This window comes from Gracilibacillus salinarum (assembly GCF_022919575.1).
In the GTDB taxonomy this organism is placed as follows: domain Bacteria; phylum Bacillota; class Bacilli; order Bacillales; family Amphibacillaceae; genus Gracilibacillus; species Gracilibacillus salinarum.
On record NZ_CP095071.1, the window covers coordinates 2,798,730 to 2,823,984 of the forward strand.

28 protein-coding genes are annotated in these 25,255 nt (G+C 41.0%); 17 read left to right on the plus strand and 11 right to left on the minus strand.

Features of this window, described 5'->3' with window-relative positions; translation table 11 throughout:
- Positions 1-5: 5 nt before the first annotated feature.
- The 3 genes from MUN87_RS13020 to MUN87_RS13030 are packed head-to-tail and all read right to left on the minus strand — an operon-like array spanning position 6 to position 3,047.
- Complete coding sequence (locus MUN87_RS13020; protein ID WP_244740744.1) at positions 6-1,034, minus strand: zinc-dependent alcohol dehydrogenase; 1,029 nt, start codon at positions 1,032-1,034, stop codon at positions 6-8.
- A 30-nt stretch (positions 1,035-1,064) separates the two neighbouring features.
- On the minus strand, positions 1,065-1,685 hold the full coding sequence (locus MUN87_RS13025) for a GntR family transcriptional regulator (protein WP_244740746.1): 621 nt from the start codon (positions 1,683-1,685) through the stop codon (positions 1,065-1,067).
- Positions 1,686-1,706: 21 nt separating this feature from the next.
- Entirely contained in the window at positions 1,707-3,047 is a 1,341-nt protein-coding gene (locus MUN87_RS13030; protein WP_244740748.1) for a four-carbon acid sugar kinase family protein, read from the minus strand.
- Between the two features lie 242 nt (positions 3,048-3,289).
- On the opposite strand from MUN87_RS13030, the gene MUN87_RS13035 reads away from it, so the two are divergent.
- The 4 genes from MUN87_RS13035 (at position 3,290) to MUN87_RS13050 (ending at position 6,633) form a co-directional block, all read left to right on the plus strand.
- Positions 3,290-3,715: a pyridoxamine 5'-phosphate oxidase family protein gene (locus MUN87_RS13035; protein ID WP_244740750.1), complete on the plus strand. Its 426-nt coding sequence runs from the start codon at positions 3,290-3,292 to the stop codon at positions 3,713-3,715.
- Between the two features lie 128 nt (positions 3,716-3,843).
- Positions 3,844-4,575 carry an alpha/beta hydrolase gene (locus MUN87_RS13040; protein ID WP_244740752.1) on the plus strand — a complete coding sequence of 244 codons (732 nt, stop codon included), beginning with the start codon at positions 3,844-3,846 and terminating at the stop codon, positions 4,573-4,575.
- Positions 4,576-4,599: 24 nt separating this feature from the next.
- The gene (locus MUN87_RS13045) at positions 4,600-5,253 is read left to right on the plus strand and encodes a hypothetical protein (RefSeq protein ID WP_244740753.1); all 654 of its coding nucleotides are present in this window, start codon (positions 4,600-4,602) and stop codon (positions 5,251-5,253) included.
- An 81-nt stretch (positions 5,254-5,334) separates the two neighbouring features.
- Positions 5,335-6,633, plus strand: coding sequence for a globin-coupled sensor protein (locus tag MUN87_RS13050; RefSeq protein ID WP_305037393.1), 1,299 nt, complete (start codon positions 5,335-5,337; stop codon positions 6,631-6,633).
- 302 nt (positions 6,634-6,935) lie between these two features.
- Here the strand turns inward: MUN87_RS13050 and MUN87_RS13055 are convergent, their stop codons facing one another.
- Complete coding sequence (locus tag MUN87_RS13055; RefSeq protein ID WP_244740755.1) at positions 6,936-7,739, minus strand: SDR family NAD(P)-dependent oxidoreductase; 804 nt, start codon at positions 7,737-7,739, stop codon at positions 6,936-6,938.
- A 287-nt stretch (positions 7,740-8,026) separates the two neighbouring features.
- Between MUN87_RS13055 and MUN87_RS13060 the strand changes: the two genes are divergently transcribed.
- Genes MUN87_RS13060 through MUN87_RS13075 form a run of 4 tightly spaced genes read left to right on the plus strand, consistent with a single transcriptional unit; the run spans position 8,027 to position 11,982 of the window.
- Positions 8,027-9,106, plus strand: a complete 1,080-nt coding sequence (locus tag MUN87_RS13060; protein WP_244740757.1) for an iron-siderophore ABC transporter substrate-binding protein — start codon at positions 8,027-8,029, stop codon at positions 9,104-9,106.
- Positions 9,099-10,139 (plus strand): FecCD family ABC transporter permease, encoded by a 1,041-nt coding sequence (locus MUN87_RS13065; RefSeq protein ID WP_244740759.1) that lies wholly within the window; start codon positions 9,099-9,101, stop codon positions 10,137-10,139. Before MUN87_RS13060 ends, MUN87_RS13065 begins: the two co-directional genes overlap by 8 nt.
- Positions 10,136-11,167: a FecCD family ABC transporter permease gene (locus MUN87_RS13070; protein ID WP_244740761.1), complete on the plus strand. Its 1,032-nt coding sequence runs from the start codon at positions 10,136-10,138 to the stop codon at positions 11,165-11,167. The genes MUN87_RS13065 and MUN87_RS13070 overlap by 4 nt, the downstream gene beginning before the upstream one ends.
- Positions 11,167-11,982: an ABC transporter ATP-binding protein gene (locus MUN87_RS13075; protein WP_244740762.1), complete on the plus strand. Its 816-nt coding sequence runs from the start codon at positions 11,167-11,169 to the stop codon at positions 11,980-11,982. The genes MUN87_RS13070 and MUN87_RS13075 overlap by 1 nt, the downstream gene beginning before the upstream one ends.
- Before the next feature lie 313 nt (positions 11,983-12,295).
- Here the strand turns inward: MUN87_RS13075 and MUN87_RS13080 are convergent, their stop codons facing one another.
- Positions 12,296-12,745, minus strand: a complete 450-nt coding sequence (locus tag MUN87_RS13080; RefSeq protein WP_244740764.1) for a MarR family winged helix-turn-helix transcriptional regulator — start codon at positions 12,743-12,745, stop codon at positions 12,296-12,298.
- Positions 12,746-12,858: 113 nt separating this feature from the next.
- Here MUN87_RS13080 and MUN87_RS13085 point away from each other — a divergent pair, with 113 nt between their 5' ends.
- Positions 12,859-13,281, plus strand: a complete 423-nt coding sequence (locus MUN87_RS13085; RefSeq protein ID WP_244740766.1) for an organic hydroperoxide resistance protein — start codon at positions 12,859-12,861, stop codon at positions 13,279-13,281.
- A gap of 42 nt (positions 13,282-13,323) precedes the next feature.
- On the opposite strand, the gene MUN87_RS13090 is transcribed toward MUN87_RS13085, so the two are convergent.
- Positions 13,324-13,674 (minus strand): YqfO family protein, encoded by a 351-nt coding sequence (locus MUN87_RS13090; RefSeq protein ID WP_244740769.1) that lies wholly within the window; start codon positions 13,672-13,674, stop codon positions 13,324-13,326.
- A 183-nt stretch (positions 13,675-13,857) separates the two neighbouring features.
- On the opposite strand from MUN87_RS13090, the gene MUN87_RS13095 reads away from it, so the two are divergent.
- The 5 genes from MUN87_RS13095 to MUN87_RS13115 all read left to right on the plus strand — a co-directional run bounded on the left by MUN87_RS13095 (position 13,858) and on the right by MUN87_RS13115 (position 18,682).
- The gene (locus MUN87_RS13095) at positions 13,858-14,526 is read left to right on the plus strand and encodes a response regulator transcription factor (RefSeq protein WP_244740771.1); all 669 of its coding nucleotides are present in this window, start codon (positions 13,858-13,860) and stop codon (positions 14,524-14,526) included.
- The gene (locus MUN87_RS13100) at positions 14,523-15,911 is read left to right on the plus strand and encodes a sensor histidine kinase (protein ID WP_244740773.1); all 1,389 of its coding nucleotides are present in this window, start codon (positions 14,523-14,525) and stop codon (positions 15,909-15,911) included. Before MUN87_RS13095 ends, MUN87_RS13100 begins: the two co-directional genes overlap by 4 nt.
- 427 nt (positions 15,912-16,338) lie before the next feature.
- Entirely contained in the window at positions 16,339-17,250 is a 912-nt protein-coding gene (locus tag MUN87_RS13105; RefSeq protein WP_244740775.1) for an ABC transporter ATP-binding protein, read from the plus strand.
- Positions 17,247-17,954: an ABC transporter permease gene (locus tag MUN87_RS13110; protein WP_244740776.1), complete on the plus strand. Its 708-nt coding sequence runs from the start codon at positions 17,247-17,249 to the stop codon at positions 17,952-17,954. Before MUN87_RS13105 ends, MUN87_RS13110 begins: the two co-directional genes overlap by 4 nt.
- Entirely contained in the window at positions 17,954-18,682 is a 729-nt protein-coding gene (locus MUN87_RS13115; RefSeq protein ID WP_244740778.1) for an ABC transporter permease, read from the plus strand. Before MUN87_RS13110 ends, MUN87_RS13115 begins: the two co-directional genes overlap by 1 nt.
- Positions 18,683-18,843: 161 nt before the next feature.
- On the opposite strand, the gene MUN87_RS13120 is transcribed toward MUN87_RS13115, so the two are convergent.
- Both MUN87_RS13120 and MUN87_RS13125 read right to left on the minus strand, forming a co-directional pair.
- Positions 18,844-19,281, minus strand: coding sequence for a spore coat protein (locus MUN87_RS13120; RefSeq protein ID WP_244740781.1), 438 nt, complete (start codon positions 19,279-19,281; stop codon positions 18,844-18,846).
- Positions 19,281-19,568, minus strand: a complete 288-nt coding sequence (locus MUN87_RS13125) for a hypothetical protein (protein WP_244740784.1) — start codon at positions 19,566-19,568, stop codon at positions 19,281-19,283. Before MUN87_RS13125 ends, MUN87_RS13120 begins: the two co-directional genes overlap by 1 nt.
- Before the next feature lie 331 nt (positions 19,569-19,899).
- On the opposite strand from MUN87_RS13125, the gene MUN87_RS13130 reads away from it, so the two are divergent.
- Entirely contained in the window at positions 19,900-20,268 is a 369-nt protein-coding gene (locus MUN87_RS13130) for a LysM peptidoglycan-binding domain-containing protein (RefSeq protein WP_244740785.1), read from the plus strand.
- Positions 20,269-20,448: 180 nt separating this feature from the next.
- Complete coding sequence (locus MUN87_RS13140; RefSeq protein WP_244740787.1) at positions 20,449-20,697, plus strand: Gmad2 immunoglobulin-like domain-containing protein; 249 nt, start codon at positions 20,449-20,451, stop codon at positions 20,695-20,697.
- Positions 20,698-20,755: 58 nt separating this feature from the next.
- Here the strand turns inward: MUN87_RS13140 and MUN87_RS13145 are convergent, their stop codons facing one another.
- Genes MUN87_RS13145 through MUN87_RS13155 form a run of 3 tightly spaced genes read right to left on the minus strand, consistent with a single transcriptional unit; the run spans position 20,756 to position 23,279 of the window.
- Complete coding sequence (locus MUN87_RS13145; protein WP_244740789.1) at positions 20,756-22,483, minus strand: ABC transporter ATP-binding protein; 1,728 nt, start codon at positions 22,481-22,483, stop codon at positions 20,756-20,758.
- Positions 22,484-22,497: 14 nt separating this feature from the next.
- Entirely contained in the window at positions 22,498-22,755 is a 258-nt protein-coding gene (locus MUN87_RS13150; protein ID WP_244740790.1) for a hypothetical protein, read from the minus strand.
- 5 nt (positions 22,756-22,760) lie between these two features.
- Complete coding sequence (locus tag MUN87_RS13155) at positions 22,761-23,279, minus strand: MerR family transcriptional regulator (protein ID WP_244740792.1); 519 nt, start codon at positions 23,277-23,279, stop codon at positions 22,761-22,763.
- 177 nt (positions 23,280-23,456) lie between these two features.
- Between MUN87_RS13155 and MUN87_RS13160 the strand changes: the two genes are divergently transcribed.
- Entirely contained in the window at positions 23,457-25,034 is a 1,578-nt protein-coding gene (locus tag MUN87_RS13160; protein ID WP_244740793.1) for a cation:proton antiporter, read from the plus strand.
- Positions 25,035-25,255 lie beyond the last annotated feature (221 nt).

Genomic DNA, 25,255 nt, shown 5'->3' on the forward strand with positions numbered 1-25,255 from the left:
TCCCCCTATTCAAATGAAACGAGTACTTTCACAGAATTGTCTTGCTTTTTGTTGACCATTGTAAATCCTTCACCTGCTTGCTCATAATGCAATTTATGTGAGATAACTTTCTCCACATCTAAGTCGCCCTTAGCAATAATCTCTAATGCTTCCTCCGTATCTGGACGATTATAAGTCATGCAACCCACTACTTCTTTTTCATTTTGTTGCAATTGTTCAATATCAACAGACTGTTGGCCATGGAACATAGCAACTGTTACAACACGTCCACCTTTTCTTAATAAATTTAAAGAATCATTTATAATTCCAGGAACACCTGCCGTTATGAATACTTTGTCGAAAGACCCTTTGTCTAATGTCTGTTTTGCTTCGTTAATCCAATCTGCATTGTCTTTACTATTAATAACGTTTGATGCACCCATATCTTTCGCTACATCTAAAGAGTAATCTAGTACATCTGTCACCACGACATCTGTTACGCCTTTTGCCTTTACTGCGATAAGTGTAAGTAACCCAATTGGGCCAGCACCTAAAATAGCTACACGATCAGTAGGTTTGATATCTGCTTTATAAGCAGCGTGTACACCAACTGCTAACGGCTCCACTAATACTCCTTGGTCATAGCTAACAGAATCAGGCAATTTCACTGCCTGTGCTTCTGGAGAAACGAAATACTCAGCCATTGTTCCTAACCAATCCCCCATTCCAGGAGCCAAGCGTTGATCAGAATAATTGACATTGCCTGTCATAATACCTTCACTCTCACCTGTACCGATTTGTGGTTCTACGGTAACACGATCCCCGACTTTGAATTTTGTAACAGAGTCGCCAATCTTCACTACTTCACCAGCTACTTCGTGTCCAATAACGACTGGGGGTTTACGGAACGGATGTAATCCTTTATACGTGTGAATGTCCGAGCCACAAATTCCAGCTACTGCTACTTTAATAAGCATTTCATCTGCTTTTAATGTTGGGACTTCTATATCCTTGATGCTAATTTGTTCTGCAGCCTCTACAAATACCGCTTTCATGTTAAATCTCTCCCTTATCTCCTGCTGATGTTATTGAAAATACATCATCTTCGATTCCAATAGATGTCGTTTCATTAAGTCAGAGCAGGTTTCATCTCTATTTTTTAATGCATGTAGAATTTCCATATGCTCTGTGTAAAATTTCTGTACCCTTGAAGGGTCCTTTTTCAAATGACGTAGCGTAATACGTCGTAAATGATCTTGATAATTTAATAGCACTCTTGTTATCTCATTATTTCCAGCAAACTCACTAATCGCCAAATGAAATTCATGATCTAATGTCGCGAAAAGCTTTACATCTTTTTCTTCTGCTGCTTTTTCGGTAGCATCTACAATATCTTGTAACTCTTTTAATTGTTCATCTGAAATTCTTTGGTATATATCTTGGCAATTAAACGTCTCCAAAGCAATTCGTAAGCTGTATATATCATTTATTCTCTCAATAGAAATATCATTTACAATAATTCCTTGTTTAGAAGAAACCGTAACAAACCCTTCTGATTCTAAGCGTACAAGTGCATTTTTTATCGGCGTTTTACTCATTCCTAATTCATCGATTAAGGTACGTTCTGATAAGAATTGTCCTGCTTCATAGTGTTCTTCTAGAATTTTGGCTTTTATTTTTTGGTAGGCAACATCTTTTAATAGCATAATCATGTCCATCCTTTAGATTTATTTAGAGCCAGATTGATAGACCTTTTCAAAAAACGCTGGACCACCTAGCTGACCACTCTTTAACGAAATTTCCAGTCCATCAAATTTAGCTCTCTCTGAATATGCTAAACATAAAGGTGCTCCCGGCGCAATAGAATCGATCACTTCTAAGCCATAAATGTCAAGATTTGATGTCACAAACCCAGAAGTATCGCCACCAGAAATGATTACTCGTTGCAGATCCACTAAATCAAGCATTTGCTTTGTCCATCGCCCTAGTTTCTCCCCAATATAAATACCAATATCTTGTTTCTTTACACCATTTTTGAACAAATGCTCCCTAGTCCTTGCAATATGTGGATCATCTGCGCCTCTGGCTGTGTAAATAATCACTTTTTTATGTTGATCCACTTGTTTTGCAATATTTAATAAAAATGGTTGTACCTTCTCTTCGTCTGTAAATAATTCATACGGTATTCGCAACAAACGGAAACCAGCCTCTTCTGCATTGTCCAACTGTTGCTTCGTAACCTCAGATACACTGCCGGAAACTGCAAAAATCTTATTTACGTTATTGGGCTTGGCTTCTTGCTCCACTCTTTCAATGTGGCCATGACGTTGCATAGCATCTCCTAGTGCATACTCTACACCGGAAGAACCTATGACAAATTGAGTCGTTTCCTTTCGTTTTTCCCACAATATTTCAGATACTTTCTTCATATGTGAATGGTTCAATGCGTCATAGAGGACAACCTCTGCATTATTAGCCTCTTGCTGGTTAATTTCTGACGCTGACTTCGCTTCTAAATCCATTACACTTACATTAGTAATTCTTTGATTCGTTTGTGTTGATAAATGTTTCACTAAATCTGCTTCATCCATAGGAGTCACAGGATGCTTCGCCATAACGGGGTGCCTGTCTAATCGATAAATTTCATCTTTAAACTTGGCAAAATGATTCCCAAACACGGTGTATCTACCTAAATTAGGTGCTGCTACCAATAATGGATAACTTCCATCCGCGAAGTATTTTCTCGCCAGATCACTTGCGAATCCTATATTTCCAACCTCTGGGGAGGAGTCGAATGTAGAACAAACTTTGTAATGAACAAAATATGGATTGCATTTTTTAAGAAATTCAAACACTGGAGAAATTTCCTCCTCCATACCTTTGAATCCCTTTGCCCTAGCTGTTCCTGCTACACCAATACAATCCACATGTTGAAATTGGTTCAGTCTTTCTTGATCAGGAACTTTCAAAAAAAGAATCGTTTTCAAACCATATTGGCTAAGTGCTTCCATTGCATCCGTGGATCCAGTGAAATCGTCACCATAAAACCCTAAAATATGTCTTTTCATCTCACTCACCACCATAAAATCTAACTTAGATCTAAGTTGTATCTAAAAAAGATAATAGCAAGGAAAGAAAACGATGTCAACAAATTTTTCTTATTTAATTGGACTACAGGGAAAAAATTAATAAAGTTGCACTTCAACATATTATTGATACAGCAAGGTTTTCCTTAAGTATTTCAATGTCCATAACAGATGAACGTTTTTTTCTTTTTTCTCAGGGAATACTCCTTACAGAGGTGATATAGATGAGTAAAGAAAAAGCAATCAAAGCCATCAAAGATGTGCTGGATATTTCGAAAGTAGGCGTGCTGTCCACCATTCATGATAACCTTCCAAACAGTCGTTATATGATGTTTTATAATGATGAAGAGGTGTTATACACGAAGACAAGTAAAGATTCTCTCAAAGTGGATGAAATCGAAAGCAATCCACATGTGCATATTTTGTTAGGCTACGAAGAAACGAAAAATCACAGTTTTGTGGAATTTGCCGGAAGAGCTGAAATAGTAGAGGACCAAGAAACAATTGACTGGATCTGGGAAAATCAAGATAAGACCTATTTCAAATCGAAAGACGATCCGGAACTAATCGTATTGAAGATGACACCGAATGAAATCAAATTATTAAATGATGATGAGCTGGATACGCCAAAAACAGTAGACTTTAAGTAAAAAATTCTGTATAAGTAACGCGATATCATTTGCAAGTACCCATGATATCGCGTTTTTCTTTTCTTTTGCTGCCTTTAACCATAATATAATAGATAACTCATACTATAAAAATGGAGAGAGAATTTCATATGAAAAAATGGTTGAAAAGAATGTTAATTTTACTTGCCTTATTCGTTATTACAGGTTTGGCATTTTTTTATTATTGGTCCCAGCAAACCTATTCACCTTCTGAGACACTTGATGAACTTGTAGACACCACTTCCTTGCAATATGATGAAGATTGGCTGCTTTTTGAACCCACCTCTAAGGAAGCAAGAAAAGGGATCATAATATACCCTGGTGCCAAGGTAGAGCCGGAAGCATACAGTTACTATGGACAAACAATATCTAATGAGGGCTATTTCGTTGCTATACCTAAAATACGACTCAATTTCCCGATTCTAGAAACAAATAAAGCGGCGGATTTAGTCGCACAATACCCGGCCATTGATAATTGGTTTATTGGTGGCCATTCATTGGGTGGGGTTGCAGCGGCGAAGTTTGCAGATGAAAATCCTGATATCATTACTGGTATCTTTTTTCTCGGATCGTATCCTGCAAATAGTAATGATTTCTCAGATACATCAGTACCAATGTTATCTATTTATGCAGAAAACGATGGCTTAACCACTATAGAAAAAATCAATGAAACACAGGATTTATTATCGAAGGAAGCGAAACTGGTTGAGATAGAGGGTGGTAATCATGCTCAATTTGGCATTTATGGTCCCCAAAAAGGGGATGAGCAAGCCTCTATTTCAGTGTCCGAGCAGCAAGATATCATATCCGAAGTACTATTAAGCTGGTTAGATGACCACTAATACTGTCTGGCAAGGAGAGAAAATATGGATAATTACCTCTATCTTTTGTACGCTGTTGTATATGCCGCCTTATTCATCTACGGATTGCTAGTTACACCCACTGCCCGCATTTGGTCATGGGGCTCTTTTTTGTTCCTGGTTATAATTGGCCTTGTATTCGATAATGTCGTCTTAGCTTTTGGAAAATTTATTGGGGAAGGACCGATATTAGAAAACTTAAACCTTCTGCGCTATTGGAGTCATGCATTGTTTACTCCAACACTGGTGCTATACTGTTTTGGCATTTTGCAAATAAAGGGCAGGCTCAGGACAATTTTGTTTGTTGCCTTCCTTGCTGTTACGACCTGTTTAATTCTGTTTGAGATTCGATTTGAGGTTCTCCATCTATCTATACAGCCGCAATGGGAGTATGGTGTATTACGTTATGCACCAATAGAGGACTCCAATGGTCCACCGCTCATGATTTTAATCGTTACGATGGTTCTATTGATTACCAGTTTGGTCATTTGGATGCGCCGACGCTGGCCGTGGATGTTTGCTGGTGTATTGCTCATGTCCATGGGCAGCATAGTAAATATCCCCATTAATAGTGCAGCGATTACCAACGGTTTTGAGTTAATACTTATTATCACTTTATTTCTAACGAAGACCACACAAGAGAACAAATCCAATTATTAGAAATTTTTTGCTTACTCTTCAGATTTACTGCTTTTTTTCCGATAATCATACTACAAGATTATGTAACTGAAGGAGTTTATCATGAGTATTTTTACCAAAAAGCAAAAAACAACCACATTATTAGCAGCAGCAGAAAAAGAGAGACCACATGTAAAGATAGACATACAAAAGGATACTCAATTGCTCGAACAAATGGAAATTATTGAGTTAACACTTGAGGATCTAGCTGTGGCAAGAACGCTTCAGCCACTGATTCAGGAGCATATCGCGGACATCTATAACCCGATTTATTACCATCGCTCGGAAGGAATCCGAAAAGTAGTCGATATGACAGCAATCGGCATTGATTTAGAAGGCTGCCAAAACTATGTGATCAGTTTTTTCGATGGTATTATTAATGATGCATTTGCTGAGAAACGTTATCGAATCAGCAGCTATTATTTAAAAGTTGGCGTGGAAGTCAGATGGTATATCTGTACGAATCAAATTATGGCCAATCATATTTTTGATATTTTAAAAGAGGTATATAAGGAAGATTTAGAAAGTTATTCCCTCGCAACGAAAGTAGTAAGTAAAGTTCTCAATTTGGAATTACAGCTATGTCTATCTGCCTTGCAGGAACTGCAGCAAGAAGCTGCTGCTGATAAGGAAAATCAGGCGAAGCAAGGTGTCAAACACTCGATTGGCTCCATTACTGAAGAATTAGCAGGGATGTCCGAAGAAGTCGGTGCCTCTGTTGAGGATGCTGTTGACCGCTCGGGCAGTATTCAGCATGATTTAAGCGAAGGCCTGGCCTCGTCCAATGCGACACAGGAAACCGCGGAAACCGGTAGAAAACAGCTTGATCAGGTCATGGCAGAAACGGATTCACTAACTTCTAGTGTCAACGAGATCAAAACAAGGTTCAGTTCCTTAGAAGCGAACTCCAGAGAAATAGGTGACATCGTGGCCGTCATTACCGAAATTGCGGAACAAACCAACCTTTTAGCACTAAATGCAGCGATTGAAGCAGCAAGAGCTGGCGAACACGGTAAAGGTTTCTCTGTAGTAGCTTCTGAAGTACGAAAGCTCGCGGAACAAACCAAAGCATCATCCAGCAATATTACGACTATGATCCATTCGACGACCGATCATATTGCAGATCTCGTTGGACGAATCAATGAGATCAACGCTAAGTCACTGAGTGTAAATGAATATGTACAAGAAACGATTCAAAACTTTGAAGATATTCTCGCATCGAGCTTAACCAATAAAGAGCAAAACGAACGCAACAACCAGGAAATGCTGAACTTCATTCAAATCCTCCAGGAAATTGGAGAAGTTGGCTCAAAGGTTGCAGAATTAGCGGATGAATTGAATCAGACGATGCAGGGATACTAAAGTTATGAAAAAATCGGAAAAAGGGAAGCTTGGACAGTTTGCCCTTAGTTTATGGCTTTAATCGTGTGCATGTAATTTGCAGACCTTTGTGATCATGATGCATTTTGAGGTAGCGTATTAGTGGATGTATGGCGCGCGCTTTCGTTCATTACGCGCTTCTCATACGGTCCTTTTGATCGAATGGACGCTACAGCACAAAACTTTCTCAGCTAGGCATAACCGAAAAGCCGATGCTAGCACGAATCTTGTTCGACGTGTTAGCTTCGGCTTTTTATTGTCCAGCTATTACCTCAGCCTAATGTCTATTCCCCCTGCTGCATATATTGATTAAAATCCGCAATAGACGGATTCGCGATATAGTGGCCACCTTCTACTTTTATCGTTTGTCCCGTAATGTATTTCGACTCATCTGAAGCTAAAAACAAGACCGTATAACCAATATCATCTGGCTCTCCATTATACGGAAGCGCGTTGAATTTCAGAAAAATATCCTGTACTTCCTGTGGCAGGTTCTTCTCAGCAGCAGGTGTCAAAATTAACCCCGGAGCTACTGCATTACAACGAATGTGGTCTTTACCATATTGAGTCGAGATATACGATGTTAAATTGACAACTGCCGCTTTCGTTGCACCATATGCGGAACGAATCGCATCTGATGCAAAACCAGCCATCGAGGCCGTATTAATAATCGAACCTCCGCCAGCCTCTTTCATGTAAGGAATAGCATAGCGGCTTCCTAATAAAACACTTTTTAGATTCACATCCATCAGACGGTCCCATTCCTCTAAATCGATGTGGACGACATCCAGGTCTTTTTGTAAGTTTGTTAATCCAACATTGTTAAACAGCACGTTTATTTTTCCATAGGTCTTAACGGTAAACTCTACCGCTTCTTTAATAGATGCTTGCTGAGAAGCATCGAGAAAAATAGCGGATGCACTGCCACCGTTTTCTTCGATTTCCTTCGCAGCAGCCTTGGCCCCCTCCACATTGTAATCACCGATGACAACTCTTGCCCCTTCTTTTGCCAAAAGACGTGCACTCGACAAACCTATTCCGGATGCTCCGCCGGTTACTAATGCTACTTTACCTTCTACTCTTCCCATTGTACACACACCTTCTCTCTACTTTTTCATATAGTTTAACGCTAAATAGTTTAATAGTAAACTATTTTAATAACCATAATAAGCATAGGCTCTATCTACTAATTTCTTATCTTTATTTACAATATTTCTCATTGACAAATATAAAGCGCTCGCATACTATTAACAATGATAATCATTATCAAATAATTCAAAACTACTATCAAGGAGGAAATGCATAGTATTTATTTTGTTGTGACGTTCGAACTATCTTCTTATAAAACTTAATTACATAAAAGGTTGGGATGTAAATGAAAAGAAAACTCGCACTTAGTTCTTTATTACTTTTTACAATGATGATGTTCTTGTTAATCGGCTGTTCATCTGATAATGAGGAGACTGCTAATTCTGATGATAATACAGCAAATGCAGAAGAAACGGAAACAGAATCTACTGATACCGAAGAAGCGGCTTCTGAATATCCTATCGTCATCGAGCATGCTTTTGGTGAAACAGTTATTGAAGAAAAGCCTGAACGTGTTGCTACTATTCAATGGGCGAACCACGATGTGGCGCTTGCACTTGGCGTAGTACCGGTAGGTTTCTCAGCAGCTAATTATGGGGTTCAGGACGATAGTGGACTTCTGCCTTGGACAAAAGAAAAACTGGATGAATTAGGTGCAGAAGACCCTAACATATTCCAAGATACAGATGGACTTGATTTTGAAGCGATTGCCGATACGAACCCGGATGTAATCCTTGCTGCATATTCAGGGATTACACAGGAAGATTATGATATTCTAAGTGAAATCGCTCCTGTAGTTGCCTATCAATCTGGTCCTTGGGTAACAACATGGCGTGAACAAGTACTGTTAAACGCAAAAGGTATGGGCATGGAAGAAGAAGGAGAGCAACTTATTGCTGATACCGAACAATTAATCGAGGAAAAAGCAAGTGAATATCCTGAAATCGACGGTAAGAAAGTGGTCTGGGTGAACTTCTCAGCCGATGACATGTCACAACTGCACCTTTATACACCAACAGATCCACGTGGTGCTTTCCTAATTGAGTTAGGCATGGAGTACCCTGAAAGTGTCACAAATCAAATCGAAGATGAATCTAGCTATTCATTAAAATTAAGCGCAGAAAATGCAGATGTGCTTAACGATGCCGATATTATTATTGGATATGGTGGCGAAGACTTATATGAAGCAGTAAAAGCGGACCCGCTGCTTGGCAAAATTCCAGCGATTGAACGCGGCTCTGTTGTATTTATTGGTAATGGTACTCCTTTAGCAGCGTCCGGAAACCCGAATCCACTTTCCATCGAGTATACCATTGACCAATATCTTGAATTAATTGGAGAAGCTATCCGTAAGATCGATGAATAATCTAGTAGAAACAAAAGGAAAAGAGCTGAATCGATATATTCCGAAACACTTCACAAAGGTTCTCGTTTTATGCTTTGTTTTACTCGCTTTCTGCATCGTATTATCACTTGCTCTCGGATCGCGATTGGTGGGGTTTAACGAACTGATCGATGGTTTATTTCATCTAGAAGTCGACACCTATGATGCCAACGTGGTGCGCCAGCGCATTACCCGTACCATTTTCAGTTTGTTCTGCGGGGCAGCGCTTGGTGTTTCTGGAGCACTTATGCAAGCAGTCACACGTAATCCGATTGCAGATCCAAGTATACTTGGCGTAAACACTGGAGCATCATTGTTCGTTGTGTGCGGTATTGCCTTTTTTAACATCACTACGGCAAATCAATACATTTGGTTTGCCTTAGCTGGTGCAGTCATTACGGCGATTTTTGTATTCGGAATTGGTTCAATGGGGCGTGGCGGTGCTACGCCTCTTAAGCTTGTTTTGGCAGGTGCCGCAACAAGTGCCGCCCTCTCTTCACTCGTCGTTGCGATTATGATTCCACGTTCATATGTCATGGATCAGTTTCGGTTCTGGCAAGTTGGCAGTGTTGGTTCATCTAGCTGGAGCAACATTTCTACCTTTATTCCTTTTCTCGTCATTGGCATTACGATCGGGATTGTATCTGCCGCCGCTCTTAACGCATTGGCACTGGGAGATGAGGTAGCAACAGGATTGGGTGTCAGAACGGGAGTACTTAGATTAATCGCTGCTTTCGCGGGAGTATTGTTGTGTGGGGCAACAACGGCACTGGCAGGTCCGATTGGATTCATCGGACTGTTATCGACACATGTGATTCGATTAATACTCGGCAGCGATCAACGTTATATTATACCGATGTCTGCTTTCACAGGGGCGATTATTTTGACCATTTCAGATGTATGCGGCAGACTTCTCGGCAGTCCGGGAGAACTTGAAGTCGGTGTAGTGACCGCCTTTATCGGAGCGCCCATACTGATAATTCTAGCTATGAAAGCGAAAGTGCGTGCAATATGAAGAATGAATCTATTACATTTATTATGTCAGGGATACGACAAAGACGACGCCGATGGATACTTGTTACTAGTTTCCTAGCTGTTCTCGCATGTGCGCTCGCATGTGCTATGCTTTTACTTGGAAATACGATTTATCCGATTCAGGACGTGATTCGCGTACTGTCTGGTGAGGACATACAAGGTGCGTCTTTTGCAGTAAATACGATACGTCTGCCACGCATGCTGGCAGGGCTTTTTGCCGGATTTGCCTTCGGGATTGCCGGGAACACTTTCCAAACAATGTTACGTAACCCGCTGGCAAATCCGAACGTAATTGGAATCACAGCTGGCTCCAGTGCGGCGGCGGTTTTTTGCATTGTCGTTCTGCATACGAGCAATGCGGTCGTATCGATTGCGTCAGTTGTGGCTGGGCTGATTACCGTGCTGATTATTTACTTGTTATCAAAAGGAAAGTCTTTTTCGATTGGTCGCTTAATCTTAGTCGGAATCGGTATTCAGGCCATGCTTAACGCCTTTATTTCTTATGTTCTATTAATCGGTGATCAACAGGATATACCTGCTGCACTCCGCTGGCTGAACGGCAGTCTGAATGGATCGCAAATGGATGAGCTTCCGCCCCTTTTGTTAACCGTCTTGATTTTTTCTCCGATCATTATTTTGCTCGGAAAACATCTCAGTATGCTGGAGCTTGGAGAACAAACAGCTGCTTCTCTAGGCGTCCATACGGACAAAACAAGAATTGCGCTGATTCTGAGTTCTGTCTGTATGATTGCATTGGCTACATCGATCACCGGTCCAATCGCTTTTGTCGCTTTTCTTTCTGGACCCATTGCCAAAAGACTGGTTGGTGTCGGCTTTTCAAACATTATTCCAGCGGGGCTTGTTGGGGTGAATCTGGTGCTGGCGTCAGATCTGGTTGGCCAATTTGCATTTGAAGTCAGGTATCCTGTAGGAATCATAACCGGGTTACTCGGAGCTCCCTACCTGATCTACTTGCTAATCCGAATGAATCGAAAGGGAGATTTATAATGAAACAAACACATACTTTCAAGGCAGATCAAATCGTTGCCGGCTATGACAAAAAAGCGATCATTCATGATATCAGCCTTGAAATCCCCAGTAATAAAATAAGTGTGATTATCGGAGCAAATGGCTGTGGTAAGTCAACCTTGCTAAAAACACTGGCACGACTTATTAAGCCAATATCTGGTGACATTACCCTGGATGACAAGCAGCTTAACAAAATTCCGCCCAAACAGCTGGCACGTGTCTTAGGATTATTACCACAATCTCCAATTGTTCCGGAGGGCATATCTGTTGCCGATTTGGTCGGACGGGGAAGATTCCCCCACCAATCTTTAATGACTGGATGGACAAAAAAGGATTATGAGGCTGTAGCAGAAGCGATGGATCTGATGGATATCACCCGTTTTGCCAATCATAATATTGACGAGTTGTCTGGCGGTCAACGGCAGCGTGTCTGGATTGCCATGGCACTGGCACAGCAAACAGATATTCTGTTTCTTGATGAACCGACGACCTTCCTGGATATTACCTATCAAGTTGACATTCTTGATCTATTAACCGACCTTAATCGAAAGTTCGGCACAACGATCGTCATGGTCCTCCATGATATCAACTTGTCGGCGCGCTATGCGGATCATATTTATGCGCTTCATGAAGGAAAACTGGTAGCAGAGGGAACACCTTCCGAGGTAATCACACGTACCATGATTAAAGATATCTTCAGGCTTCATTGTACGGTAATCGATGACCCTGTGTCCGGATCTCCATCTGTCGTACCAATTGGGCGATATCATGTGAATAACGAGATAACGACATAACGATTTGAAGGATTTACCTCTACAAAGCCGAACATTCCATGAATAGTTTGTATACTATTCGTGATATGTTCGGCTTTCTTTAATGGGGTAGGGAAGTGTTGCTTATATAATTGTTCGATAATGTATTTCTATTGGACATTTACGCGGCTTTCACACTCTGTTTTGTCCGATTGAACGCTTCTTTCGGACGTTTATGCTACTCTCACAGCCCGTTTTGTCCGTTTGAGCATTCCACCCAAACTTTTCCTCAAATCATGTGGAATAGCGGAAAGGCTACCAGCGAAAAAATTCAGATATATCAAATACGTTACTATCACAACCCTTTCTCATTCAATTCATGCAAGGATGCCAACATTTTCATTAACGTTTGCTTCAATTGCTCAACCTCAGCTGGATCTCCGTCGACATTTTCTAATAAGCGTGCTGGGATGCAGGCTGCTTTTTCTTTTGCCTCGTGCCCTTTATCGGTTAAGGTGACCACTACCCTACGCTCATCTGTGGCAGATCGCTTACGGGCGAGTAATTGACTTTCCTCCATCCGCTTCAGCATCGGGGTAAGGGTGCCTGAATCTAAATAAAGCCGCGTTCCTAATTCTTTTACGGAAATACCATCTTTTTCCCAAAGCACTAATAAAACCAAATATTGTGGATACGTGATTTGCAGTTCTTCTAATAATGGACGGTATCGCTTCGTCATCTCTCGTGTGGTGGCATATAGCGAAAAGCATAATTGATCTTCTAATTTTATGATCTGATCTGTCATCGTTCATCACTCCTATCGCCATTATAGCAAAAATTATTTCTTTTGACTTCTTCATTTAAGTTGTGTACAATTTAATTGTGAACAACTTAAATAATAATTAGGAGGTTGTTTAAATGGGAAACGCACTTTATACGGCGAAATCAACTGCTGAGGGTGGACGTCAAGGGAAGGTTACTTCTTCAGATGGAACATTAGATCTTTCCCTTTCCATGCCAAAGGGACTTGGAGGAACAGAAGCAGAAGGTACCACCAATCCAGAGCAATTATTCTCTGCTGGTTATGCAGCTTGCTTCGACAGCGCCTTACAAATGGTCGCGATGCAACAAAAGAAAAAAATCACATCTAAAGTAACGGCTGAGGTAAGCATTGGTAAAGATGCAGGAGGTTTTGGTTTATCTGCCAAACTTTATGCAGAAATTGAAGGAGTAACACAAGAAGAAGCGTCTGCATTAGTAGAAGCTGCGCACAAAGTGTGCCCTTATTCTAGAGCGACGAATGGCAATATGGACGTGGAAATCAGTGCGAAAGCTGTTTAAAGCGAAAAGATAGGATCACTTATTAAAGGATCCTATCTTTTCTTACTGGTGCTTTCTAGCCTCTTTCTCCTCTGAAGCTTGCACTACCGGTTCATCCCACGGGTGATTCGGGTAAATCCCCTCTTCAATCACCTTTCTCAATAATGCTTCATCTCTTGGAATGGAAAATTCAATACGAATGGAAGTAAGCGTCGTTTTCGCCCCCGCTGCTCCCTTAGCAGGAACAGCCTCTTCTGATGGAAAAAACTGCTCCATACCATCTCTCGACTGCCACATAACGTTTCTGTAATTGCCAACTTTCAACTCGTCAATCGACAGAATTCCCTCGACTACTCGATCGACATGTTCTAGTATGACATATGTTTTGACACGATACACATCTACTAATTTCAACTGGCAAACCTCCGTATCATGGTCTATTGCTTAGTATGAATGATGTTGATGGAAAACATGCATGGTAGTTTTTCCCCCTTCATGATCACATTCTTATTAAAAATTTTCACAGAGAGCATAGTATCTTACAAACAAAACGTGTAAAATAATGGAATGAAAACCTTGCTAAAAGGAGGTCAACCATTGGTTAAAATCTTATACATAGAAGATGAAAAAGAGATAGGCAGCTGGGTAACAGAGGACTTGACAGAAAGAGGCTACGATGTGACCTGGCTGGAGTCTGGTGATCGGCTGGAATCGCATATAAACAATATTGATATTGCTATTTTAGATATTATGCTGCCAGGATTGGACGGCTTCTCCATCGGTAAACGGATTAAACAGAAGGCACAGGACTTACCGATTTTAATGCTTTCGGCTCGTTCAGCTGTGGAAGATAAAATAGAAGGGCTCAGCTTTGCTGATGATTATTTAACGAAACCTTTTCACCCTGAGGAATTATCTGCACGTGTGGCAGTTTTGCTCAGAAGATTTCAAAAAAATCAGGATACCATACACATTGGTCACTTACGCATTGATACAAAATCGATGATGATTATCAATCAACATAATGAGGAAGAAATAAAATTGACCGGCAAGCAGTTTCATTTGCTCCAATTTTTTATTCGTCACCTAAATCAAATCCTTACGAAAGAACAGCTTTATGAAGGCGTTTGGGGTGAGCCCTACCTAGAGGGGGACAAGACATTAATGGTTCACATTCGCTATTTGCGAGAAAAACTGGAAGAAAATCCGGCGCAGCCAACCATCATCGAAACAATACGCGGAATTGGCTATCGGGTGAAACAATGAAACCTTTTTTTCGATCTTTACTAGCTAAATATATGATGATTATCATTCTGGCCATCTCACTCGTACAAATCGGCTACTTGTTTATTGCACTTTTTATCACAGGTGTGTCGAATACGATGGATTCCCCTTATACAGACGAAGATACAGATTTTGAAAAATTAGAAGCGGATTGGCATCAGGAAGCAAATCAGATAAAGTCTATTTCTGACAATAACATTGCTGCCCATTTCGCAGAATGGAAAGAACAATATCCCGATGCTTCGATGTTTTGGGTAGATGGAGAAAATAAACTCCGTGAGCAATTGGATGTGAGTGAAGAGCTGCCGGATCAATGGTCATCCGCTTATACGGCAAATTTTATTAAAGAAAGATACGACAATGATCCTTTCACCGTCATCGCCTTTCTTGGTAATAATCAGTCTAATGGTTTTATTGTTTTTGAGATTAACAGAGAAATTCTACAACCCCCTGCACAACAAGCAAATGAGCGGTATGGTGTCTATTTGCTAGCAGGAATGGTTCTATTAATCCTTATCTTTATATGTATCTCCTTTCTTTTCTTCAGAGGCATTAGAAAGAGATTATTACAATTACAAGAGGCAATGGAATTACGTGATGTCGATGGTCTTCCGATACAAATTGATGTGAAAAAAAAGGATGAAATTGGGCAACTGGAGCAAACCTTTAATCAAATGGTAGAGGAATTGAGAAACAGCAGAGAACGTGAACAAGAAGAAGAGCGATTGCGTCAGGAGCTAATTGCGAATTTATCGCACGACCTCCGAACTCCTTTAACCAAAATCAATGCACAAACGTTCAAGCTGGCCAAAAAAGATTTGCCGAGGGATTCGATAGAATCGATGAAAATACTGAAGGCTTCGGTAGTCAATATAGACCGGCTAATCGAAAACTTAATGTCCTATACCTTATTGATGGCGAGTAAGTATAAACTTGACCTGCAAAAAACAGATATCATCCGGTTCACGCGGGAATCTATCGCTTCCTGGTATCCCGTTTTTGAAAAGGAAGACTTTGATATCGATGCTAACATTCAGCATTTTGCGAATAACACATGGCTGATAGATCCCATTTGGCTAAACCGAGTCTATGATAATCTCTTTCAGAACGTGTTACGACATGCTAAACACGGAAAATACGTAGCCATTCACACGGAATCGACGAATCTTTATGATGCGATTATCATTTCAGATCGTGGAAAAGGAATGAAAGATGACTCTGAGCAGCAAGGCGCCGGCATCGGTTTATCCATCGTAGATAAGATGGTGAAAGGCATGGAGCTGGATTGGGACATCAATTCAAGCGATAAAGGGACAACTATTAAAATCAAGCGTTACAAAAAAGATGACTCTAACAAAACTATGTAAAAACTTGAGTTACAGCCGAAGCGAATATTTTCACTTAAAAAAGGAAGGCCTGAAGCTTATTAGCTTCAGGCTTTTTCTATGTACTGACAGATGATGTTTGGTGATGTTATTAAGTTCGCATAAAGGTTGCTCTTCTTCATGCGTTGGGCGTTCGCTCGCTAATCCTTACGCTTGAAGTTCCCCCTTCTTCATGCGTTGGACGTTCTATTGCTATTCCTTCCGCCTGAAGTTCCTCCCTCTTCATGCGCTCGGCGTTCTATTGCATCACCCAACACATGAAGTCCACTGCTCTTCATGCATTAGAGCCTCGTGTATCACTCTTTTGCCTGAAATTTTCGGACCCAGCGTTATTTTTAAACAAAATTTAAACTTCCACCTAACCTGCATTTAACCTTTCTTATATAAGATAGATAGTGAGGTGAGGATAATGGAATATATCGTAAACACAACTAATTTAACAAAGAAATTTGGAAAAGAAAAAGCAGTGGAAGGCTTGGATATGAAAATACCAAAGGGTGAAATTTATGGGTTTCTAGGACCGAATGGAGCAGGAAAAACAACGACCATCCGGATGCTGCTCGGATTGATGAAACCTTCATCCGGTTCGGTTCAAATTTTTCAAAAGGACCTGAAGAAAGAACGTATCAGTATCTTATCACGAGTGGGATCTTTAGTAGAAAACCCTTCTTATTATCCACATTTAACAGCCTATGAAAACTTAGAAGCCTGGCGAAAAATTCTAGGTGTACCTAAATCGAGAATCAAAGAGGTGTTAGCTATTGTTCGTTTAACGGACGTAGCCAACAAAAAAGTAAAAGGATTTTCGCTAGGAATGAAGCAGCGCTTAGGCATAGCTGCGGCCTTACTTAACAAGCCCGAGCTGTTAATATTGGACGAACCGACGAATGGACTTGATCCATCCGGGATTATTGAAATTCGTCAATTAATTAAGCAATTACCTGCTGAACATGGGATGACCGTGTTAATTTCCAGTCACTTATTATCCGAAATAGACCAAATGGCAACAACTGTTGGCATCGTAACAAAAGGAAAAATGATTTTTCAGGATTCCATTGACGTCATGCGCAAACTTGCCAAACAGAAAATCTCCATCAAGGTTAGCAATAGTAAAGAAGCATGTCGTTATTTACTTGCGAAAGGCATCCAAGCAGACTATCAAGACGACCTAATTTTCTTATCGGAATACGCGGACGAACAAGTAGCGGAAGCGATACGCTTTCTCGTCCATAAGGATATCGCGATTTACCGAGTAGAGGAAGAGAAGCGTTCACTCGAAGACATCTTCCTGCAAATGACGAAGGAGGAACAAGCAGGATGATAAAAAAATTATTAACTGTCGAATTTTTGAAAATAAAACGGAAAGGGTTTTGGTTTTTAACTTTTTTAGGCCCCTTTGGTGTGATCGCACTGCAAATGGTAAATTACGGGGTAAGAAAAGATTATTTATTACAGCAAAGCGACAATGATTGGGAATACTTTCTGATGAATACTTCGGTATTTATACCGCTTGCACTCGTATTAGGGATCGCCATCCTGACCTCGTTTATGACAAGCATTGAGAATGAAACAAATGCCTGGAAGCAGCTTATTGCGCTTCCTGTTTCGAAGCTAAGCGTCTATTTGGCGAAATTCACTGTATTATCAAGCTTGTTATTCGTGTCATCTATCCTACTAATGGTTTTCACACTTGCCTATGGGATGGTTTTAGATTTAGGTGATGTTCCTTATGTGGAAATATTGAAACATAGTATCTATCCCTTTTTTGCTGTTTTACCTGTCTTGGCGTTACAGCTTTGGATAGCGACGGTGAGTCAAAATCAGGGGATTCCGATCACAACCGGTATTTTAGGGGTGATTCTTGCCTATTCTTCTTTTAGCCTGCCAGACTGGATGATTTGGAAATGGCCATCCTTAACAAATCAGTGGGATCAGCCCCTTATTAATGTAGGGCTTGGCATTGGTGCAGGGTGCTTATTATATCTGATTGGCATGCTTGATTTTGCCAGAAGGGACGTGAAATAATGCTTGCGCTGTTACAGACGGAATGGTTTAAACTGCAAAAATCAAACATATTACCCATACTGTTAGTTGGTCCACTTGTAGGACTGCTTATTGGATTAACAGCAAATATGGGGATATCAGGTGTTCCAAATGAATGGCACCTCACTTTCATGATGATGAACCTGACGTATGCCTTATTATTTTTACCATTAATATTAGGGGTATTAGCCAGCGTTATTTGCCGTTATGAGCACCAGGCTGGAGGCTGGAAGCAACTATTAGCCTTACCGGTAACAAGAGGAAGAGTGTTCGTGGCAAAATATCTTCTGCTTATGCTGCTCGTTATGATCATACAGCTGCTGTATCTTGGCTCGTTGTATGCCGTTGGCGTGATCCAAGGCTTTACTGATCCCTTTCCAATAGATATTTTATGGAAAAGCATTTTTGGCGGATGGGTGGCAACGTTACCTCTTGTTGCCTTACAATTATGGATGTCGATCTGGTTCAAGAGCTTCGCCGCACCTTTTGCCGTCAATGTTGTCTTTACACTGCCAGCTATTCTGGCGGTTAATTCAGAACGGTTCGGTCCTTTCTATCCATGGGCACAGCCATTTTCGATGATGTATGTAGGCGGCAGTACGAATGATGTCTTTTTTGTTCCATGGGATCAATTGCTAACAGTGGTTGGTGGAAGCTTTTTATTATTTTTCATTGGTGGATATGTTTATTTTAATCGGAAAGCTGTATAAAGTATTTAGTCTATTCATCACGGATAAATCCTCGGGTCATACAGAGGATTTATCCGTGAAAAGCTTTTGTGCGCAAGTTTCCTTATGTAAGTTAAAAAGCCAACCCCTGCCACAGAGTTGGCCAAATCTGAAGGAGTGTCTTTAAAATTAACTTCCGTATTTTAAAAGATATCTAGTTGAATTAGAAGGGCCAATAGAATTTGTAACAGTACTTGCAGAGAAATAGCTACATCTGTATCCAACGTGCTAATTTCAACGTTCTTAGACCCTTCAATTAAGATTCTTTGCTGATTGACTTGATTAATTTCTGCTTGCTGCAACAATTCTTGTGTAACTAGTTCCGCTCGATCACTATCAGCGATAGTAATGTTTACCACAAGGGCGATTGCAACTTGTAAGGCAGCTTGAATAGATACAGCTACTTGCGTATCAGTAGAAGTGATATTCACATCACATGAATCTCTTACTTCAATTGATTCAAATGAACCTTGGAGGTTTTGGAAGTTTTGATCAGCAGTGTTCTCAATGGCAGCGGAATTATTATAACCACCACAGCCATAAAATTCATTGATTACTCTTTCTCGTTTTCTTTTACTCATTATCTACCACTCTCCTTTTTATTGATTTTTTTCATCAATTCACGGATAGGGCTTTCTACAGACTCCGCACCTTTTTCCACTGATTCTTGATTATTATTAGCAACAAAATCATTAACAAGTGAGTCTAAGTTTTCGGCGATATTTCTTAATTCTTCTCTTTGCTCGCCTGAAAGTTTATTTATAATAGACTCATCACTTGTTATATTGTGCTTCTGTAACACATTTCTTACAGTAAATCCTGCTATGCTTTTTGATAACTTATTCAACTCTTTATTCATACTTTCCAAGCTTTTTCCCCCTTTCCACTACCTTTCACTACTTACTATATTAAAAATAAAGCATTCGGATTGGACTTGCTCCTAATCTATTTAAAAAAAGGTAGATGTCTTGATATATTTGTCTCTATTGGATGGCGCATGTCCCTTAGATTAAGAACATGAGCATCTAGTGAGGTTCGTAGCCTGGAGCGGGAAGCACCTATGTTTTGAAATAGGGTTAATAGTGGATGAACGTGAAAGGCTTATGGTAACGGGGCCAAAATGAGGGTATTAATCACCACTCCCAAATTAGGCGAATACACTGATTATGATCAACAAATAGAACGGAGGAGTGATAGTAATGTCTATTGTTAATGGGACGTCATTTATTTATACAGTTCAACAAGGGGATACGTTATATTCGATCGCCACCGGTATAAGTGGAACGGTTCCTTTACTCGTGGAAGCAAATGCGATCTACCCACCAGTGACCGATCCTTACCTGATTTATCCCGGTCAAGTATTAGTTACCTCCACACCCGGCAACAGACAAGTCAATCACATTGTTAGCAATGGAGAAACATTAAATCAAATTAGCAGGCGATATGCAACAAGTGTTGATTTAATCCAAGGAATCAATCATCAGATCGAGAATCCAGATCTTATTTATCCTCATCAGGTTCTTCAAGTTCCCGCTCTTATTTATGTCATCGAACAAGGGGATACGTAAAATACGATTGCTTATCGCTTTGGTGTTTCATTATCCACACTGCTGGAAGCTAATCGTCAACGTCCGGGCATCTCACCTGACGTGATTTATCCTGGTTACCAGCTAATTATCCCGCTCCCCACTTCCAATAACATCGCTGTGTTTCAGCCGCTTCCGGGAACGGTTATGCAAGAAGGACAGATGTTTGGAGGTATTGCACGTGCCTTTGAAGGAACCATTCTCTATCAGCTAGTCGATCAAAATGGCCAACTGGTAAAAAGGGAGACAGCTATACAAACATCAGCAGGCGCACCGGCTTATGGAATGTTCTCCACTGCCATTACCTTTGATCAACAACCGACTGCCCAAGCAGGAGAGTTGTGGGTTTATACTCGCAGTCCACGCGACGGCAGTATACAGGATTTAGTGCAGATTCGGATTGGTTTTTAACCATTAGCATATATAAAAGACAGGTGGAGATACCTGTCTTTTGATTATTTCCGAACATTTATGTCAACTGCTGCTCCGCAAACGACCGGTACAACGCATGATTCGCCAACAGTTCCTGATGTGTTCCTTTCCCGGTAATCTCACCATTTTCGATAAAAACAATCTGATCAGCATGCACGATAGTGGATAATCGATGGGCAATGACGAAGGTCGTTCTCCCTTCCATCAAACGATGCAGTGCTTTCTGTACGACTTGTTCTGATTGGCTGTCCAGACTTGCTGTTGCCTCATCCAGTAATAACAGCTTCGGATTACGCAGGAAGGCACGGGCAATATTAATACGCTGGCGTTGTCCACCTGACAGCTTGGTCCCTCTTTCGCCCACTTCGGTATCTAATCCTTTCGGGAGCTCTTTAATAAATTGCTCGGCATATGCCATTTTTGCTACTTCCCAAAGTGCTTCATCGGTTACCTTTTCTGCATTATCCAAGCCATAGGTTAGGTTCTCACGCACCGTCCCGGACATCATCGAACTTTCTTGGGAGACATAACCGAGCTGTGAACGCCAGGAGCGCATCGATAATTCCGCTATCGACTGATCTCCAACTGCTATCTGGCCTTTCGTAGGGTTATAGTAGCGTTCAATTAAGCCGAATACGGTTGTTTTTCCTCCACCACTAGGCCCAGCAAAGGCAATCATCGCTCCCGAAGCAGCGGAAAAAGAAACACCTTTTATCACTTGTTCACCTTCCTGAAAAGAGAAATCGACGTTCTCAAAGGTTACAGGCAAGCCTTCGATAGAACGGTCCACCCCCTGCTGATTTTCTTCCACATCTTCTTCAAGAATTTCCATAATGCGACCTGTCGCCCCTTTTGCTTTTTGGAGCTCCGTAAAGAACATCGCAAACGTCGTGATCGGAAAAACAATTTGGAATAAATAAAGCAGGAACGCTACCAATGAACCGGTTGACATCGAGCCTTCCTCTACTCGAATTCCGCCATATGCTATGATCACGACAATAACAAACATGACAATCATATACATAAATGGGCCAACAACGGCAAATATGCGCGCTTCCTTTAAGCCTGTTTGCAGTAAAGCAAGGATACCTTTATTCCCTTTTTCCAGCTCTACCCCTTCCGCTGTGGATGATTTCATCAGCTTGATTTCACTGACCGTCTGCTGGATTTCCCCTTGAAACGTTGCTGTCTGATCCTGCAGCTTGCGGGATACTTTCGACATACTGGAACCGAGAGGCACCATCACCAATACAGTTATCGGGACGGCCACCAGCATAATTAAGGTCATGCGCCAATCCATAATAAACAAAATAATGACTGCACCTATAATCGAAATTAAACCAGATATAAATTGTGGAAAATGCTGTGATACCAGGTTTTTGACAATACCGGTATCATTTATCACACGACTGACTGACTCGCCACTCGGCTGCTGGTCAAAATACCGGACAGGCAACCGAATCAGCTTCGTCCAAATCACCTCACGCAAGCCGGCAACTACCTTCTGCCCTACATAGGTGAGCGCATAGGCTGACAGACCATCCACCAATGCGTGCAGGATAAAAATGCCGACAATCATGGCAATAAATCCTACACTGATCGAGGCGAAGGAAAAGCCATCGACAAGTTCCCGTGTCAGCAAGGGAATCGTTAAACCGACCAAGGTGGTTAGCACACTGCCTGCTAAGCCGAGAATTAAAATAAACTTTGGTAACTTTAATGAAAACATTAGCTGCAGAAAAGCTTTGACCGATTGATTTTTCATAAATGAATAGCTCCTTATCCTTCTCTATTATATTGTTCTATGATGTAACCTAACCAGGCTTCTTCTTTCGTCGTTAATGGAATATAGAACAGTTTATCCATCTCTTCCAAGTATTGATCGATTTTCTCCTGGTTCTCTTTTTGTCCCAGATCCATTTTAAAGATTTGTTCTAATTCCTGATAGCTTTGCAGATCTAATTTTTCCAGCAGGTAGTTAAGAAAATGCTCTAGCATCGCCTCTACTTGAGGATCGTCAGCAGGCTTACCGGACAAACGCTTCACCTCTTTGAAAAATTGAAGCAGCTTCCGCTCCCCTTCTCCGTTATTGCAGCATCAAAAAGCTTCGACAATACGTCATCCTTCATGATCGGCTTAGCCATTTCTTTTTGCTGTTTCTCAGATTGCATTCCTGATATTAAGCTAAATAACAGGTTACTGTTTATCTCCTGCTCCTTCTCTATCAGATAGGTAGTTCGTTGAATCGCTTCCAATGCGATGTCGATCCTTTCTCTTTCCTCTTTCAGCTTCGTCTCTTGCAGCCTTAACGTATCCTTAAAACGTATATCTAAATTGTCTGATTGTATATACGATTTGATTTCCTTTAATGGAAGACCGAGAAATTTCATCGTAACAATTTGATGTAACCGAATGGCATCGTCCTTATCATACATACGGTGACCCGTCATTCTATCCCGCTTGGGATTCATGAGTCCCTTTTCCTCATAATAATGCAAGGTCCGGATCGAAACGCCGGTATATGCCGCAAATACACTAACCGTAAAGCATTCCGTCTCCATCACTACTGCCCCTTTCCACTGATTACTATCATCATATCACCTAACGTTACGTGAGGCGCAAGTAAATGTTGTAAAATATCGATTTTATTTATTGGAATCAAAAGGAAAAGTTTTTCTTTAAATTGGGAATGATGAATAGTATTGTATAGGAAACTGGATATTTGGGAGGAACAAAATATGCATGATTTAGATCTACATCATATTTTTCAGCTTGGACTTATATTAGTAATGATTGCCGCTGGTATAACAGCGATCGCAAAAAAATTTAAACAGCCTTACCCAATAGCGCTCGTGATCGTCGGGGCTGTTATTGGGCTGATTAACATTCCTGTATTGGAACCATTGAAGGATTTTATTACCGAAGGAGAAGTCTTTAATTTTGTGATTATCACGTTGTTCTTGCCTGCATTATTAGGGGAAGCAGCGTTAAAGCTTCCGATTTCCCATCTGAATGATAATAAGAAGCCGATTCTCGCCCTGGCATTTGGCGGAACCTTCTTGTCCTTTATTATCATCGGTTTTTCATCGATGTGGCTTTTACAATTTTCCATACCTGCCGCCTTTGTATTTGCAGCATTGATGAGTGCGACAGATCCGGTCAGTGTGCTGTCCATTTTTAAAAGCGTCGGTGTCAAAAAAAGACTGGCTACTGTCATTGAAGGGGAAAGTTTATTTAATGACGGGCTGGCAGTCGTCTTATTTAATATATCTGCTTTTTCTTTAATTTCCTATCTTGATCTTGGCCTTTTAGGTGCAGGTTACGGCATTTGGGAATTTGTTAAAGTGGTCGCATTAGGTCTGATGATCGGGGCTTTACTGGGCTATGGATTTTCCCGCCTGACAAAATATTTCGATGATTATCCGCTGGAGATCATCTTCAGTATTATTCTCTTTTACGGTGCTTTCTTACTCGCGGAGAGCGTTCATGCTTCAGGGGTTATCGCCGTTGTCGTTGCAGCATTGATCTTCGGCAACTATGGTTCCAAGATTGGCATGAGTCCTGCAACGAAATTGAATATTAGCAACTTTTGGGATGTGGCGACATTGCTTGCCAATTCCCTCGTCTTTTTAATGGTCGGCTTAGAAATCACCAGAATCAACGTTGCCGAGAACTGGGGATTAATTTTCATCGCGATTTTGATCGTGCTAATTGCTCGAAGTGTTGCGGTTTACAGCAGTCTTTTCTTTATCAGAAACATCCCGCTTTCCTGGAAGCATATTCTCAACTGGGGTGGCTTGAAAGGTTCGTTATCGATTGCGCTCGTACTCAGTCTTCCAAGGGATTTTGAAGGTCGCGAAGAAATTTTGCTGCTCGCCTTTAGTGTTGTATTGTTTTCCCTGGTCGTTCAAGGACTTTCGATCAAACCGCTTATTTCCTGGTTAGGTGTCAACAAAAAAGACAAAGGCTATCAGGAATATGAATCCTTGATTGCACGCGCCCACCAGCTTGAGACAGGTATTCAGGAAATCATTAAAGTTAAAAAGAACCTGTTCGTTACGGAAATGGTAGCGAAAGGGATTATCGAGGAATACGAGCAACAACGAACCGCCTTGCACGAGGAAATTGACGAGCTTTTTGAGAAGCACCCGGAACTTCGAAAAAAACAAGAAGTCGCCTTATTAAAGCATTCGCTCTATGCCCAGTATGAAGCCATTGGCCATTTGTTACGGGAAGAGATCATTTCCAGTGAGGTCGCGGAAAAAGAGCGGGACTTGATCACGAACAAAATTGTAGAATTAGAAGATAAGCATTAATTTGTAAATAGCAAGAATGTCGCGACGGTGGAGATTTGAGTAAGAAGACTGTGCTGTTGCGTGGAGGGGTTTTCAAGTGGAAGGTAGTTTGAATGATGGTCACACGCATAAAGGGCGCGGAGTTTCAGGTGGATGGCAACTTGTTTTATACTCAAACGATTGAAAATCGGTACATCTTCAGGCGGGAGCTACCTTGAATCGTGACCTATCGCTTGAACTCC